The organism is Azospirillum sp. TSO35-2, from assembly GCF_003116095.1.
Classification (GTDB): domain Bacteria; phylum Pseudomonadota; class Alphaproteobacteria; order Azospirillales; family Azospirillaceae; genus Azospirillum.
The window spans coordinates 2,289,839-2,303,724 of sequence record NZ_LGRA01000021.1 but is presented as its reverse complement, the minus strand read 5'-3'; the positions used below and the strand labels follow the sequence as shown (position 1 = coordinate 2,303,724).

Here is a 13,886-nt window from a genome sequence, read left to right as displayed (position 1 = left end):
TTACAGCGGCGCCAGACCGGCCATCATGTGGTCCTTGCGCTCGGCGTAGACGCCGCCCAACTCCATCGCGCGCTTGTCGCCGAGTGCCTCCTTGGCCTCTTCGAACAGCTCCTCCTCCTCTTCGTCGAGGTGGTGGCGGACCAGTTCGCCCAGAACCTGGAGCTTTTCCTTCCAGCCGCTGTCGGTGGTCTTCATCGCGTTCAGTTCGTCGAGCAGCCCGTTGATCAGGTGATGCTCGTTCAGCCCCTCGATCGTTTCGGACTTGGCTTCCTTCGCCGTCTTCAACGGGGCGTAGAACACGCTTTCCTCGACCTTGGAATGGGCCCACAATTCGCGCTGCAACGTCTCGAACACGGCGCGTCCGCTGCCGTTCGCCTTCTCGGTCTTGTCGAGGAGGTCGCGGATGGTGTCGTGGTCGGTCTTGATCCGGGCAAAGATGTCGGCGTCGTTGGTCTTGCGGGCCATCGTCGGGGTCCTTGGCGTTGCGTACGGCGTGCGTACGGGTTGCCAGAAGAACCCCGATGCGGCCCGACTGTTCCCGACCATTCGGCGGCCGTTCAGCCCAGCGGGTGGGTTTCCACGAATTCCCGCAGCGTGTGCATCAGTTCGGCGGCGTGGGCGGCCCGGCCATGCGCGCAGGCGTCGGCGATGTCATCGGCGATGATGTGGGCGATGCGGTCCGGACCACCGGCGCAATGGGCGAGGCAATACCCCATCTCCACGGCCACCATTTCCGGCAGATGTTCGTGTTCCGCGATCGCGTCGATCTCGGCTTCGGTCAAATCGCTGAGTGCGATGCAGTCCTTGATCGTCAACATGGCGCGTTCCTCCCAGGAACGGCCGGGCTTCCCCGTGATCGGGATCAGACCGGTCCGGCTGGATGGCCCGCGCCATAGGCGCTGGCGCCCCCGCCCAACTGTGCGGCGGGGACGCGTCGCGTTCGACGGTCAGTGAGCCATCAGCACCGGCAGCCCGGCGTGGTTCAGCACGTAGCGCGTGACACCGCCCAGGATCATTTCCCGCATGCGGCTGTGGCCATATCCGCCCATCACGAGCAGGTCGGCACCCAGCTCCACGGCTTTCTTGGTGACCGTCTCCCCTACAGGCTCCGATCCCGGCTGTAGGATGGTTAACCCAGGATTAACACCTTGCCAAGCGAGATAATCGGCGATGCGACGTCCGGTCGCAGCTTCGGTCACCGATGTTTCAGCGGTCAGCACATGGGTGCGGTCGGCGCTGCGCAGGAACGGCAGGGCGGCGGCGACGGCGCGGGTGGCCTCGACCTTGCCGTTCCAGGCGACGGCGACGGTGCGGCCGATCTCCGCCGGCAGCGTCTTCGGCACCAGCAGCACCGGGCGGGCCGAGCCGAGCAGCGCCGTTTCCATGGTGGCGTAGCCCTGGGTGTCGGCGTCGATCGAGGTGTGGGCGCAGACGATCAGGTCGGCCAGACGGCCTTCCGCCGGCACCACGTCCTCGATCCGGCCGATGACCTCGCGCCAGGCGGCGGACGGCGCCTCGACCCCGCCGGGGGCGTCCCGCAGCTCGATGCCGGCCGCGGCGACCGCCGCGTCGAAATGGCGCCGGGCCGTGGCGCGGTGGTTGTCCGATTCGGTTTCCGCCGCGCGCATGATCTCGTCGACCATGGCGCCGGACATGCCTTCGCCCAGCATCGGCACGGCGTCGCGCGGGTCCAACCGGACGAACAGGCCGATGACATGGGCGTCGAAGTCCCGCGCCACCATCAGGGCACCCTTCAGCGCCACCGGGTCGTTGTCAGTGCCGCCGAGCGGCACAAGGATGGTTTTGTAGGTCATGGACTCCTCCCGGACCGTTTCGAGCGGCCCTTCCCGGACGGCACCGGCCTTGCCCGTCGGTGCGACGGACCCTTCACCGCTGCCGTCATTCTGCCCCATCGTCATTGCGTTCCACGGACAGGAGCCCATCGACCCGGGTGGAGGCCGACAGCCCTCAACGCGTTGCGCGTTCTGGAATTAGGCCAAGCTTGCCCGGGCGTCGTCCAGCACATCCGCTGCAACCCTGCCAGAATCCAGGCGCGTCCAATCGACCGTACCCAAATCATAGCACTCCTGCCGTTGCACGACGTCGGCGGTGGCGTCGGAGGCGTCGTTGCGACGATTGGCCACACGGTCGACCCGCGTCGCCAGCGGCGCGTCGAGCCACAGACCGTCGAAACGCACCCCCGCCGCCGCGGCGACCGACTCGAACGCCGCGCGCTCCGCCGGCCGGGCGCTGACCGCGTCGATCACCACCGCCTGTCCGGCGGCCAGCACCGCCGCCGCCCGCCGGCCCAGCTCGGCATAGACCCGCCCGGTCATCGCCGGTGCGTAGCCCTCCGGCGGCAGGCGGTCGGTGTCGCCGACTCCGCACAGCCGCTTGCGCAGCACGTCGCTGCGCAGCACCACCGCCCCCGGCGCCGGGCCCAGGCCGGGGGCCAGCCCTTCGGCCAGCCGGGTCTTCCCGGTGCCCGACAGGCCGCCGACGGCGACCAGCCGCGCCGGTGCCTGCGCCAACGCCGCCAGCGCCTCGTCCAGATAACACCGCGCCTCGCCGGTCATTGCCGTCGCGGCCGGTTGGCCCCCCGCCGTGGCCGCCAGCCGCAACGCGGCGGCGATCACCTTGGCGCGGACGGCGGCGCGGGCCGACAGGAACAGCGGCAGCGCCGCCAAGCCGCCATAGTCGCCCGTCTCCTCCAGATAGCGGTTCAACACCAGGTTTCCCAGCGGCCGCAGCCCGCGATGGTCAAGATCCATCAGCAGGAAGGCCAGATCGTAGAGCAGGTCGGCCACCGCCAGGGCCTCGTCGAACTCAATGGCGTCGAACAGGGTCGGTTCGCCGTCCAGCAGGACGATGTTGCGCAGGTGCAGGTCGCCATGGCCGTGACGGACGAATCCGCCGCGCCGCCGCTCCTCCAGCAGCGGCCCGACACGGTGGAGCGCCGTCGCCGTCCGCTCGGCCAGCCGGGCCACCGCGTCCGGCGGGAACAGGTCGGGCGCCGCGCGCAAATCCGCCAGATTGCCGTCGACCACCGCGCGCATCGCCTCCACCCCGCCGCCGTCGGGACGGGGGGCCGCCTGGGCATGGAAGGCGGCGATTCGCTCCGCCAGCCGAAGCATCAGGGCGGGCGTCAGGGCGTGGCGCTCCGCCATGCGGTCCAGCAGGGCGTCGTCGGGGAAGCGGGCCATCGACACCAGCCAGTCGACCGGCTCCCCGGCGGCGCCCGCCTCCGCCCGCTCATCCAGCGTCAGGCGGCCGCCGGCGCCGCGGCGGACGGCGACCACGCCACGGTACAGGGTGGGGGCGGTCCGCCGGTTGATCGCCAGCTCCGCCTCGCAGGCGGCGCGCCGCTTCTCCACCGTCGAGTAATCCAGATAGGGATAGCGCACCGCCCGCTTGAGCTTCAGCGCGCGGTCGCCGGCCAGGAAGACCACGGCGGCGTGGGTGTCGATACGCTCGACCGCGGCGCCGCCATGGCTGTGCGGATCGCCGAGAAAGGCGATCACCTCCTCTTGACGGGGGTCCTGGAGAAGGGCCCGAGGGCCGGGGGCGGGATGCGCGGTCATGACATGACGGTAACAGAAACCAGGGTCCCGCGCCGCTTGTGCTTTCGTGGTTGAAACCCGTGTGGCGATGACGACATCCTAGGGGTAGTGCGGATACACCAAGGGACAGTCGGCCCCGCCCTTCGTTATGGTGGCCGAACCGCATGGTGGAATCGCCGCATCGTCGGGGGGTGCCCGTGGACCGCCTGTTGAATCGCCTGTCCGTTCCGCTGCCGCCTGCCGCCGGCCACGCGCTGCTGGCGGCGACCCTGCTGACGTTTGCCGCCGCCGGTCCGGCGCTGGCCATCGAGGCCGACGGCGACGGGCGCATCGGCAACTGGGCGATCGGCGGCCTTGCCTATGGCATGCAGGCGCCGGTCGACAGCAGCCTGGGCGTGCTGAACAGCAAGATGCGGTTTGGCGGTTCGCTGGTGCCGCAGACCGAACCTTACGCCGCCATCCGTCCCTGGATCGGTCCGGGTTCCTCGGGCAGCCTGACGCCGCGCGGTGCCGGGCTCGGCATGGTCGGGGGTGGCCCGGCCGGTGACGGGCTCGCCGCTGGAGGCATGCCGGGCGGCGGGGTATCGACCGGGCTGGCCGGGATGATGGGCGGCGTGCTGATCGACGTGCCGCTCGGCTCCTTCGTGTTCACCCCCAGCTTCGGTGCCGGCGCCCTGCCCGGCGCCCGGCGCGAGGGCGCGCCCACCACCGAATTCCGTTCGCAACTGGAACTCGGCTATGAGTTCGATAACAAGTCACGCTTCAGCATGGGTTACAGCCGGATCGTCAATGACGCCAGCTCCAGCGATCCGGCGGCCGGACCCAACAATGTCTTCGGCTTTTATTATCGTTTGCCTTTCGGCGGCCCATGACCCGGTGATGGGGAGTGGACATCGTGTCGCGGCGTCTCGACGCGGGAACGACGTCGGGCCCACTCCGTCTTAACGGCATTTTAAACATGGTTGGCTCAAGTGGACCCGGACCGAACGCTCTCCGGGGAACTCACCATGGCCACCAAGCGCAAGACCGCCGCCTCCGCCGCTCCCGCCTCCGCTGCCGCCGTGATCGCGGCCGAGACGTCCACCGAGACGCTCGCCGAGTCCTGGGCGGACATCATCCTGCGCACCAACTTCGCGGCGGCCGAACAGGACAGCGCCGTCCTGCTGCAGGCGGCCAGCGTCCTGCTGGAAGCCGACACGCCGGAGAAGGTGAACGTCGCGCTCGACCAGAACCTGAAGCTGTGGATCGCCATCAAGGCGGTTCTGCTGAACGACGATTGCCCGATCGAGCCGGAGGCCAAGGCGAACCTGCGCAACCTCGCCCAGTATGTCGTGTCCACCACCATGCTGGCCACCCAGGGCGAGATCGAGACGAGCAAGCTGGTCTCGCTGGCCCGCCTGAACATGACCATGGCCGAAGGCCTGCTGAGCGGTCAGCGCAACGGCCTGATCCAGGAACGCGCCTACCAGATCTGGCAAGAGGAAGGCTGCCCCGAAGGCCGCGAGCAGGAGCATTGGCTCCGCGCCGAGGCCGAGGTCGCGGGCGCCCTGAAATCCTGAGCCGCATCAGGCGGTTGGCCGCACCTGCAACGCGGCCATACCGCCTCGGCATGACCGCCCGCGTCGCGACACCGTGACGCGGGCGTTTTCGCTTGATAGGCTCGGGCCATCGTGACCCTTCCGCCGCAGTCTCTCTCGACACCCCACCGCCGCGTCGACAACACGCCGCTGGGCATCGCCTCGATGCTGGCGTCGGTGCTGTTCTTCTCGATGATGAACGTGCTGGCGAAGCTCCTGATGGATCGCTTCCCGGTGGTCGAGGTCATGTTCTTCCGCAGCCTGTTCGCGCTGCTTCCGGTGTGCCTGTCGATCCATCTCGGCACCGGCTTCGCGACGACGCTGCGCACCCGCTACCCGTTGGGGCATATGGGCCGGTCGCTGATCGGGCTGACCACCATGGTCGCGATGTTCTGGTCGTTCCACCTGCTGCCGCTGGGCGACGCCATCGCGCTGAATTTCGCCGCCCCCCTGTTCCTGACCGCGCTGTCGGTGCCGCTTCTGGGTGAAAAGGTCGGCATCCACCGCTGGAGCGCCGTGCTGGTCGGCTTCGTCGGCGTGCTGATCATCGTGCGGCCGAGCGGCGACGTGCTGAATCTGGGCGCCATGGTCGCGCTGGGCGGCGCCCTGACCAACGCGCTGGCGATGATCGCCATCCGCCAGTTGAGCCGGACCGAGCCGCCGAACACCATCGTCTTCTACTTCACCCTGCTGACCACCGTGCTGCTGGGGCTGGCGCTGCCCTTCGCCTGGGTCACCCCCGATCCGCTGTCCTGGGGCCTGCTGCTGGCGACCGGGCTGCTCGGCGGCTGCGGCCAACTGGCGCTGACCCGCGCCTATTCGCTGGCGCCGGCCGCGGTGGTGGCGCCGCTGAACTACACCGCGCTGCTGCTGGCGGTGACCTTCGGCTGGTTGCTGTGGAACGAGGTGCCGACCGGCACGATGGCTGCCGGCGCCGCGGTGGTGATGGCCAGCGGCCTCTACATCCTGCACCGCGAGACCCGCCGCCGCGTCACCCCGACCAAGCCGCTGCCGCCCGGCGACGGCGACTGACAGCGGTTCCGGGCCGCACGCCATGGTTTCGCCGCCATAGTTTCGCCATTGCGGGGTGTTCGGCTCTACCATCGCGCCGGTGGGCAAAGTCCGCACGCCGCGCTTATATGAGTGGGGCGCACAAACGGGCACACGCGCCGACCGGGCGGCCGGGCCCGCTTTTCTTGCGCGGATGGGGGCGGCATGAGGCAGGACGAACAGCGCAACCGCAACGCGGCGGACGTCCCGGTGAACGAGGCCGTCGCCGAACCGCGCTTCCGGCTGGCGCAGGCGCGCGCGGCGCTGCTGTGGGAACGGCTGGGGCCGGCGCTGTGGGCGCCGCTGACGGTGCTGGGCGCCTTCCTGGCGCTGGCGCTGCTGAACCTGCTGCCGCAACTGCCCGGCTGGCTGCACGGCGCGGCGCTGCTGCTGCTCGCCGCCGGCTTTCTGCTGGCGCTGGTGGCGGGGCTCCGCCGCTTCCGTGCTCCGGCGGAGGGCGAGGCGCGCCGCCGGCTGGAGCGCGACAGCGGCATCGCCCACCGGCCGCTGCACACCCTGCGCGACCGTCCGGCCGGCAACGACCCGATGGCGCTGGCGCTGTGGCGCCTGCACCAGGAGCGCACCCGCGCGGCGATGCGCGGCCTGCGGGTGGCGTGGCCGGGGACCGAGGTGCCGTCGCACGACCGCTTCGCCCTGCGCGCCTTGGTGATCCTGCTGCTGGTGGCAGCCGGGGCGGCGGCCTGGGGTGACTGGCGCCCGCGTCTGGCGGCGGCGCTGTCGCCGCAATTCTCCGGCGGACCGGTGACCGCGGCGGCGACGCTCGATCTGTGGATCAACCCGCCCGACTACACCGGGCTGCCGCCGGTCTTCCTCAAATCCGGGTCCACCGCCCCGGCCAGCCAACCGTCGAGCGGCCAGCCGGCCGCCAATCAACCGGGCGCCGACCAGCCGGTCGCCGTGCCGCAGGGCAGTCTGGTGCTGGCCCGCGTCACCGGCGGCAGCGGCACCCCCAGCCTGGAGGCCGGCGACCAGACCGGCCCGTTCGAGGCGGTGGATTCCACCAATTTCCAGATCCAGAAGCCGGTGACCGGCGGCACCCGCATCGCCGTGACCCAGGGCGGGCGCACGCTGGGCTCCTGGCCGATCCGCGTCGTGCCCGACAGCCCGCCGATCATCGCCCACGCCAATCCCCCGACCGCCGGGGAGCGCGGTGCCCTGAAGCTCGACTACGCCGCCCGCGACGATTACGGCCTGACCGAGCTGAAGGCCCAGGTCCGGCGCGCGCCCGACGCCGGCACCGACAAGACCGCCGGCAAGGCAGCGGGCATGGTTGCGGGCAAGGAGCCCGCACCGGCACCCGACGCCGACGCCATGCTGGAATTGCCGCTGCCGATGCCCGGCATCCGGCCCAAGGAGGCGCACAGCACCGCCTTCCAGGACCTGACCGCCCATCCCTGGGCCGGGCTGCCGGTGACCGTCCGCCTGGTTGCCACCGACGGCGCCGGCCAGACCGGCCGGTCGGAGGACGCGGCGATCACCCTGCCGGAGCGGACCTTCAACCACCCGGTCGCCCGCGCCATCATCGAACAGCGCAAGATCCTGACCCGCCGCCCGCAGGAATCGCGGGTCGACGTCGCCCGCGCCCTGGCCGAGATCTCCGCCCGGCCCGGCAGTTACGGCGAGGACATCGTCGCCTTCCTGTCGATGCGCACCGCCATCGCCCGGCTGATGCTGGACCAGAGCGCGGAATCGGTGCCGGCGCTGCAACAGCTGCTGTGGGAAACCGCGCTGCGCATCGAGGATGGCGGGCTGTCGCTGGCCGAGAAGGACCTGCGCGACGCCGAAAAGCGGCTGTCCGAGGCGCTGGACAAGAACGCCACCGACGAGGAACTGAACCGCCTGATGGACGAGCTGCAGGCGGCGCTCGACAAATTCCTCGACGCGATGGAGCAGCGCATGCTGGAGGCGTTGCAGCGCGGTGAGAAGCTGCCGACCGTGCCGCCGCAGATGGCCGACCAGATGACCGACCGCAACGACCTGCAGCAGATGATCGACCGCATGCGCGAGATGGCGCAGACGGGGTCGCGCGACGCGGCGCGGCAGATGCTGTCGCAGTTGCAGCAGATGCTGGAGAACATGCGGTCGGGCGCCATGGCCCAGATGAACCAGCAGAATGGCGGCCAGCAGCAGAACCAGTCCTGGGAGATGATGCAGCAGTTGCAGAAGCTGACCCAGCAGCAGCAGCAGCTCCTCGACCAGAGCTTCCGCCAGTCGCAGGAGTCGATGGGCCAGCAGCAGAACGAGCAGGGCCAGCGCAGCCGTCAGCCCAGCCAGCGCGGGCGCAACCAGAACAACGCCCAGAACGGCCAGAACGGACCGATGTCCGGCAGCCCGACCATGCAGAAGCAGGCGGAGCAGCAGGAGGCGTTGCGCCGCCAGTTGGGCGAGCTGATGCGCCGCATGGGCGAACAGCAGGGCGGCGACATCCCGCAGCCGCTCGGCCGCGCCGAACGCGCCATGCGCGACGCCGCCCAGGCCTTGCAGCAGGGGGCGCCCGGCGCCGCCGTGCCCTCGCAGACCGAGGCGATGGAGCAGTTGCAGCAGGGCATGCAGGGCATGGCCGAACAGATGGCCCAGCAGATGATGATGGGCCAGGGGCCGGCGATGATGGGGCAGCAGGGCCAGATGCCGCGCCAGGGCCGCGGCCGCGACCCGCTGGGGCGCCGGCCGTCCGGCTACGGCATGCAGGATTCCAACGACGTGAAGATCCCGGAGCAGTCGGAACTGCAGCGTGCCCGTGAAATCCTCGACGAGTTGCGCCGCCGTTCCGGCCAGTACGGCCGGCCGCAGGAGGAACGCAACTACATCGACCGGCTGCTGAAGCAGTTCTGAGGCCGGGCGCCGCCGCCGCTCAGTGTCCCGCCGGCTTGGCGTGGGGATCGGCGGGGGCGGCGTGCTTCTCCGCCTTGGCTTTCTCGGCGGCCGGCTTGTCCGACGTCGGCTTCTCCGCGGCCTTTTCCGGGGCGGGAGCCGGCAGGCCCGGCGGCGGGCCGCCGAAGGTGATCGTCACCTCGGCAACCGGGCCGGGATCGGGCTGGCTGTGGTGGAAGGTCGCCACCGCCCCCGGCGCCAGCGTCGCGGCGGACGGCTCCATCACCCAGCTCTGCAGCGGCTTGCGGTCGGGGCCCAGCGAGATCCCGCGCAGCGGCGGCACCGCGCGCTCGACGTCGGAACTGTTGGCGACCTCGCCATCCAGCACCAGGATGACCGCCCCGCCCTCCATCATCTGGGCGGAATGGATGTTGCGCAGCTCCAGACCGGTCCCCGGCGGTTCGACCGGCAGGCCGACCGTCTCGTAGAACAGCGCCGCCGCCGGCCAACTGCGCACGACGACATCGCGGGCCAGATAGGCGCCGGCGGCCGTGCCGGCCAGCAGGACGCCGAGCAGGGCAAAGCCCACCACCGTGCTTCTGGCCGGCGGCTGGCGCGGCGCTTTCGGCGGCTTGGCCTTCTTGGCCGCAGCCTTCGGCGGCCGGACCGGACGAATCTCGGTCGGCGCGTCGGCCATCATCGGCTCGAAGTCCGGTTCCTCCGGCCGCTGCCACCAGATGTGCCCGCATTTGGCGCAGCGCACCTTCCGGCCGTCGGGGCCAAGCGACTGGTCGGACAGGGTGTAGCGCGTCGAACAGGTCGGGCAGGAAACGATCATCGCGCCGTCGCAGAAAGGTTACCGCTTGCCTTATAGATAGGAGTGCCCCCCGACGCAACCGGCACCGGCGGCAAGCCGCGGTTCAGCCGCCCCTCAGCCATTCCTGCCCGCTTCTCCCAACTCGGCCAGCAGCTCGTCCAGGTTGCGGCGGATGTGGGCGGCCTCCGCCGCCGAGCCGGCGAGCGCGATGGCGCGGCCGAAGGCGTCCCGTGCCTCCGCCGCCCGGCCCAACTGCCGGCACAGCGCGCCCTTCAGGCCGTGGAAGTAGAAATAGCCCGACAGCGCCGGCGCCAGCGGCTCGATCAGCGCCAGCGCCGCCTCCGGCCCGCTCACCTTGGCCAGGGCGACCGCCCGGTTCAGCGTGACGACGGGAGAGGGCTGCAGCCGCTCCAGCGTGGCGTAGAGCCGGTCGATCTGCGCCCAGTCGGTGTCCTCCGGCGTTTCCGCCCGCGCGTGCAGCGCCGCGATGGCCGCCTGGACCTGATAGGGGCCGGGGCGGCGGTGGCGCATCGCCTTGTCGATCAGGGCGAGCGCCTCGACGATCAGGCGGCGGTCCCAGCGCCCGCGGTCCTGCTGGTCGAGCAGGACGATGGCGCCGTCGGCGTCGAGGCGGGCCGGGGCGCGGGAATGCTGCAGCAGCATCAGCGCGGTCAGCCCCATGATCTCCGGCTCCGCCGGGTAGAGGCGCAGCAGCAGCCGGGCCAGCCGGATCGCCTCGCCGCACAGCGCCGCGCGGTCGCCGGAGCGGCCATCTGCCGAGTAGCCCTCGTTGAACAGCAGATAGAGCATCGCCGCGACGGCGCCCAGCCGCGCCGCCCGTTCCACCGCATCGGGGGCTTCGAACGGCACGCCGGCCGCGCCGACCTTCGCCTTGGCGCGGGTGATCCGCTGCTCCATCGCCGCGTCGCCGACCAGGAAGGCGCGGGCGATGCGGGCGGTCGGCACGCCGCAGACGATCCGCAGGGCCAGCGCGATCTGCTGGGTCGCCGGCAGGTCGGGATGGCAGCAGATGAACAGCAGCCGCAGCACGTCGTCGCGGTAGTCGGCGCTGTCCAGCCGCTCCGCCAGCCCGGCCTCGGCGTCGTCCAGGTCGGACAGCACCGCCTCGTCGGGCAGTTCCTGATGCCGGGCGGTGCGGCGGACGGCGTCGATGGCGGCGTTGCGGCCGACGAAGATCAGCCAGGCCGCCGGGTCGCGCGGCGGCCCATTCCGTGGCCAGACGCGCAGCGCCCGCAACGACGCCTCCTGGAACGCCTCCTCCGCGACGTCGAGGTCGCGGAAATAGCGCAGCAGCGCCCCCAGCGCCTGCGGTCTGGCGGCGGTCAACGCCGCATCGATCCAGGCCGGATCGGCGAGCGGGTGGCTGCTCATGACGGGGCGCTCGCCGGCCGGGCCTCACCGGGGCCGACCTCACCCGGGCGGTACAGCATCAGCGGCCGCAGCTCGTAGGCCCCGGCGGAGCCGCTGGCCCGCCCCAGCTCCTTGGCGGTGGCGATCGCCGCGTCCAGGTCGGCGCAATCGACGATGTAGAAACCGAGAAGCTGTTCCTTCGTCTCGGCGAAGGGGCCGTCGATGACCAGCGGCTCGCCCCCCTTGCGAACGGTGGTGGCCGCGGTGGTCGGCAGCAGCCGCGCCACCGGCCCCAGCCGCCCCTGGGCGGCCAACCCGGCCTGGACGGCGCCCAGCCGTTCCATCACCGCGTCCTCTTCCTCCCGGGACCAGGAGCCGACGGCGTCTTCCGAATCGTAGCAGAGAATGGCGTACAGCATGGCGAGTTCCCCCAATCGTCACCCAAGGACGACGGAGTATGCCCGCGGCCGACAAAAGCGGCTGAAAAAATGATGGGGGCGCTGATGGTTCGGTGTCGGCCGGCGATGCCCCTCCTCACGCAATCGCGTCGCGCAAAGAGGTGCTCTCACAGGATACTCGTCATCCCCGCGAAGGCGGGGATCCAGAGTTCGCACAGCAGAACCGTCGAAAAGCTGGATCCCCGCCTTCGCGGGGATGACCAATCTTCCTTGGAGAAAATAAAACTTTGAACACAGTTATAGTGACAACTCCCGTCCCACGCAGACGCATGGGACGGGAGTAGCGTCGGTTACATCCCGCCGGGATAGTTCGGGCCCCCGCCGCCTTCCGGCACCACCCAGTTGATGTTCTGGGTGGGGTCCTTGATGTCGCAGGTCTTGCAGTGGACGCAGTTCTGCGCGTTGATCTGCAACCGCGGGTCGGAGCCGTCCTCGTTGCGGACGATCTCGTAGACGCCGGCCGGGCAATAGCGCTGCTCCGGCGCGTCGTACAGCGCCAGATTGACGGTGATCGGGACCGACGGGTCCTTCAGCGTCAGGTGCGCTGGCTGGTCTTCCTCGTGGTTGGTGTTCGACAGGTAGACCGACGACAGGCGGTCGAAGCTGATTTTGCCGTCCGGCTTGGGGTAGGCGATCTTCGGCGCCTCGCTCGCCTTCACCAGGGTGGTGTTGTCGGCGTGGTGCTTCAGCGTCCAGGGCGACTTGCCCTTGATCGCCGTCTCGTAGGCGGCGTTGGCGAGACCAGCCCACAGGCCCTTCTGGAAGCCGGGGCGGATGTTGCGGACCTCGTACAGCTCCGGCCACACCCAGGACGCCTTCAGGCGCTCCGGATACTCCGTCACCTCACGGGACTCGGAGCCGCCGGTCAGGTGGTCGAACACCGCCTCGGCCGCGACCATGCCCGACTTCATGGCGGTGTGGTTGCCCTTGATCTTCGGCACGTTCAGGAAGCCGGCGCCGTCGCCGATGATCACGCCGCCGGGGAAGGTCAGCTTCGGGATCGACTGGAAGCCGCCCTCGCTCAGCGCGCGGGCGCCATAGGCCAGCCGCCGGCCGCCCTCGAAGATCTCGCGGATCGCCGGGTGCGTCTTGTAGCGCTGGAACTCCTCGAACGGGCTCATGTGCGGGTTCCAGTAGTCGAGGCCGACGACGAAGCCGACCGACACCAGGTTCCCTTCCATGTGGTAGAGCCACGACCCGCCGTAGGTCTTGGGGTCCATCGGCCAGCCGATGGTGTGGACGATCAGGCCGGGCTTGGACTTGGCCGGGTCGATCTCCCACAGCTCCTTGATGCCCAGGCCGTAGGTCTGCGGCTGGCAGTCGCGGCGCAGGTCGAATTTTTCAAACAGGGTCTTGGTCAGCGAACCGCGGCAGCCCTCGGCGAAGATGGTCTGCTTGGCGTGCAGCTCCATGCCGGGGGTGTAGTTGCCGGTCTTCTCGCCGTCCTTGCCGATGCCCATGTCGCCGGTGGCGACGCCCTTGACCGCGCCGGTCTCGTCGTACAGCACCTCGGCCGCGGCGAAGCCGGGATAGATCTCCACACCCAGCTCTTCGGCCTGGGTCGCCATCCAGCGGGCAAGGTTGCCCAGGCTGATGATGTAGTTGCCGTGGTTGTTCATCTGCGGCGGGGCGAAGGGCGACTTGTAGGCCTTCGTCTCGGTCAGGAACAGGAAGCGGTCCTCACGCGCCGGCGTGGTCAGGGGGGCGCCCTTCTCCTTCCAGTCGGGGATCAGCTCCTGCAGCGCGTGCGGTTCGAAGACGGCGCCGGACAGCAGGTGGGCGCCCACCTCCGACCCCTTCTCGATCACGCAGACGCTGAGGTCCTGCCCGGTCTCGGCCGCGCGCTGCCGCAGGCGGATCGCGGCGCTGAGACCCGACGGGCCGGCACCGACGATCAGAACATCATACTCCATGACCTCGCGCGGTTCGCGTTCCATCACCAACTCCCCACCGTCTTGTTTTGGTGCTTGTTCCCTCGGGACGCCCTTTGGTGTTCTGCGGGCGCGTGCTTGTAGCACAGTTCGCGCCGCACCCAAATTGGGTATCTGGACATGTAAGACCACACGATCTGTGGTAAGGTCAAACGATGATTGACGTATGCGACATCCTCGACGCGCTGCGCTGGCACGCCGACGTCGGCTGCGACGAAGCCATCGGCGACGAGCCGATCGACTGGTCCGCCTTCACCGCCCGGCCGGCCGCGCGCGCGGCGGCAGCGGCC

Annotated in this window: 12 protein-coding genes; 4 read left to right on the top strand and 8 right to left on the bottom strand. The window is 70.1% G+C overall.

The window, feature by feature from the left end; all coding sequences use genetic code 11:
* From TSO352_RS26510 to TSO352_RS26495, 4 genes are all read right to left on the bottom strand, one after another.
* Entirely contained in the window at window positions 1–465 is a 465-nt protein-coding gene (locus TSO352_RS26510; protein WP_109110092.1) for a hemerythrin domain-containing protein, read from the bottom strand.
* A 92-nt stretch (window positions 466–557) separates the two neighbouring features.
* Complete coding sequence (locus TSO352_RS26505; protein ID WP_109110091.1) at window positions 558–818, bottom strand: hypothetical protein; 261 nt, start codon at window positions 816–818, stop codon at window positions 558–560.
* A gap of 129 nt (window positions 819–947) precedes the next feature.
* Entirely contained in the window at window positions 948–1,814 is an 867-nt protein-coding gene (locus tag TSO352_RS26500; protein ID WP_109110891.1) for a universal stress protein, read from the bottom strand.
* 177 nt (window positions 1,815–1,991) lie between these two features.
* Window positions 1,992–3,521 (bottom strand): AAA family ATPase, encoded by a 1,530-nt coding sequence (locus TSO352_RS26495; RefSeq protein WP_348770667.1) that lies wholly within the window; start codon window positions 3,519–3,521, stop codon window positions 1,992–1,994.
* Window positions 3,522–3,757: 236 nt separating this feature from the next.
* Between TSO352_RS26495 and TSO352_RS26490 the strand changes: the two genes are divergently transcribed.
* The 4 genes from TSO352_RS26490 to TSO352_RS26475 all read left to right on the top strand — a co-directional run bounded on the left by TSO352_RS26490 (window position 3,758) and on the right by TSO352_RS26475 (window position 9,040).
* Window positions 3,758–4,432 carry a hypothetical protein gene (locus tag TSO352_RS26490; RefSeq protein ID WP_109110089.1) on the top strand — a complete coding sequence of 225 codons (675 nt, stop codon included), beginning with the start codon at window positions 3,758–3,760 and terminating at the stop codon, window positions 4,430–4,432.
* 135 nt (window positions 4,433–4,567) lie between these two features.
* The gene (locus TSO352_RS26485; RefSeq protein WP_109110088.1) at window positions 4,568–5,119 is read left to right on the top strand and encodes a DUF2934 domain-containing protein; all 552 of its coding nucleotides are present in this window, start codon (window positions 4,568–4,570) and stop codon (window positions 5,117–5,119) included.
* Window positions 5,120–5,230: 111 nt separating this feature from the next.
* Window positions 5,231–6,169 carry a DMT family transporter gene (locus TSO352_RS26480; RefSeq protein ID WP_247872448.1) on the top strand — a complete coding sequence of 313 codons (939 nt, stop codon included), beginning with the start codon at window positions 5,231–5,233 and terminating at the stop codon, window positions 6,167–6,169.
* 183 nt (window positions 6,170–6,352) lie between these two features.
* Entirely contained in the window at window positions 6,353–9,040 is a 2,688-nt protein-coding gene (locus TSO352_RS26475) for a TIGR02302 family protein (RefSeq protein ID WP_109110087.1), read from the top strand.
* A 19-nt stretch (window positions 9,041–9,059) separates the two neighbouring features.
* On the opposite strand, the gene TSO352_RS26470 is transcribed toward TSO352_RS26475, so the two are convergent.
* The 4 genes from TSO352_RS26470 to TSO352_RS26455 form a co-directional block, all read right to left on the bottom strand.
* Window positions 9,060–9,857 (bottom strand): MJ0042-type zinc finger domain-containing protein, encoded by a 798-nt coding sequence (locus TSO352_RS26470; protein WP_109110086.1) that lies wholly within the window; start codon window positions 9,855–9,857, stop codon window positions 9,060–9,062.
* A gap of 93 nt (window positions 9,858–9,950) precedes the next feature.
* Entirely contained in the window at window positions 9,951–11,228 is a 1,278-nt protein-coding gene (locus TSO352_RS26465; RefSeq protein WP_109110085.1) for an RNA polymerase sigma factor, read from the bottom strand.
* Entirely contained in the window at window positions 11,225–11,626 is a 402-nt protein-coding gene (locus TSO352_RS26460; RefSeq protein ID WP_109110084.1) for a YciI family protein, read from the bottom strand. The genes TSO352_RS26465 and TSO352_RS26460 overlap by 4 nt, the downstream gene beginning before the upstream one ends.
* 329 nt (window positions 11,627–11,955) lie before the next feature.
* On the bottom strand, window positions 11,956–13,602 hold the full coding sequence (locus TSO352_RS26455; protein ID WP_109110083.1) for an electron transfer flavoprotein-ubiquinone oxidoreductase: 1,647 nt from the start codon (window positions 13,600–13,602) through the stop codon (window positions 11,956–11,958).
* Window positions 13,603–13,886 lie beyond the last annotated feature (284 nt).

Coding starts and splice junctions, on each gene's coding strand:
- TSO352_RS26510 (WP_109110092.1), bottom strand. CDS start 465: ATGGCCCGCAAGACCAACGACGCCGACATCTTTGCCCGGATCAAGACC.
- TSO352_RS26505 (WP_109110091.1), bottom strand. CDS start 818: ATGTTGACGATCAAGGACTGCATCGCACTCAGCGATTTGACCGAAGCC.
- TSO352_RS26500 (WP_109110891.1), bottom strand. CDS start 1,814: ATGACCTACAAAACCATCCTTGTGCCGCTCGGCGGCACTGACAACGAC.
- TSO352_RS26485 (WP_109110088.1), top strand. CDS start 4,568: ATGGCCACCAAGCGCAAGACCGCCGCCTCCGCCGCTCCCGCCTCCGCT.
- TSO352_RS26475 (WP_109110087.1), top strand. CDS start 6,353: ATGAGGCAGGACGAACAGCGCAACCGCAACGCGGCGGACGTCCCGGTG.
- TSO352_RS26470 (WP_109110086.1), bottom strand. CDS start 9,857: ATGATCGTTTCCTGCCCGACCTGTTCGACGCGCTACACCCTGTCCGAC.
- TSO352_RS26465 (WP_109110085.1), bottom strand. CDS start 11,228: ATGAGCAGCCACCCGCTCGCCGATCCGGCCTGGATCGATGCGGCGTTG.
- TSO352_RS26460 (WP_109110084.1), bottom strand. CDS start 11,626: ATGCTGTACGCCATTCTCTGCTACGATTCGGAAGACGCCGTCGGCTCC.
- TSO352_RS26455 (WP_109110083.1), bottom strand. CDS start 13,602: ATGGAACGCGAACCGCGCGAGGTCATGGAGTATGATGTTCTGATCGTC.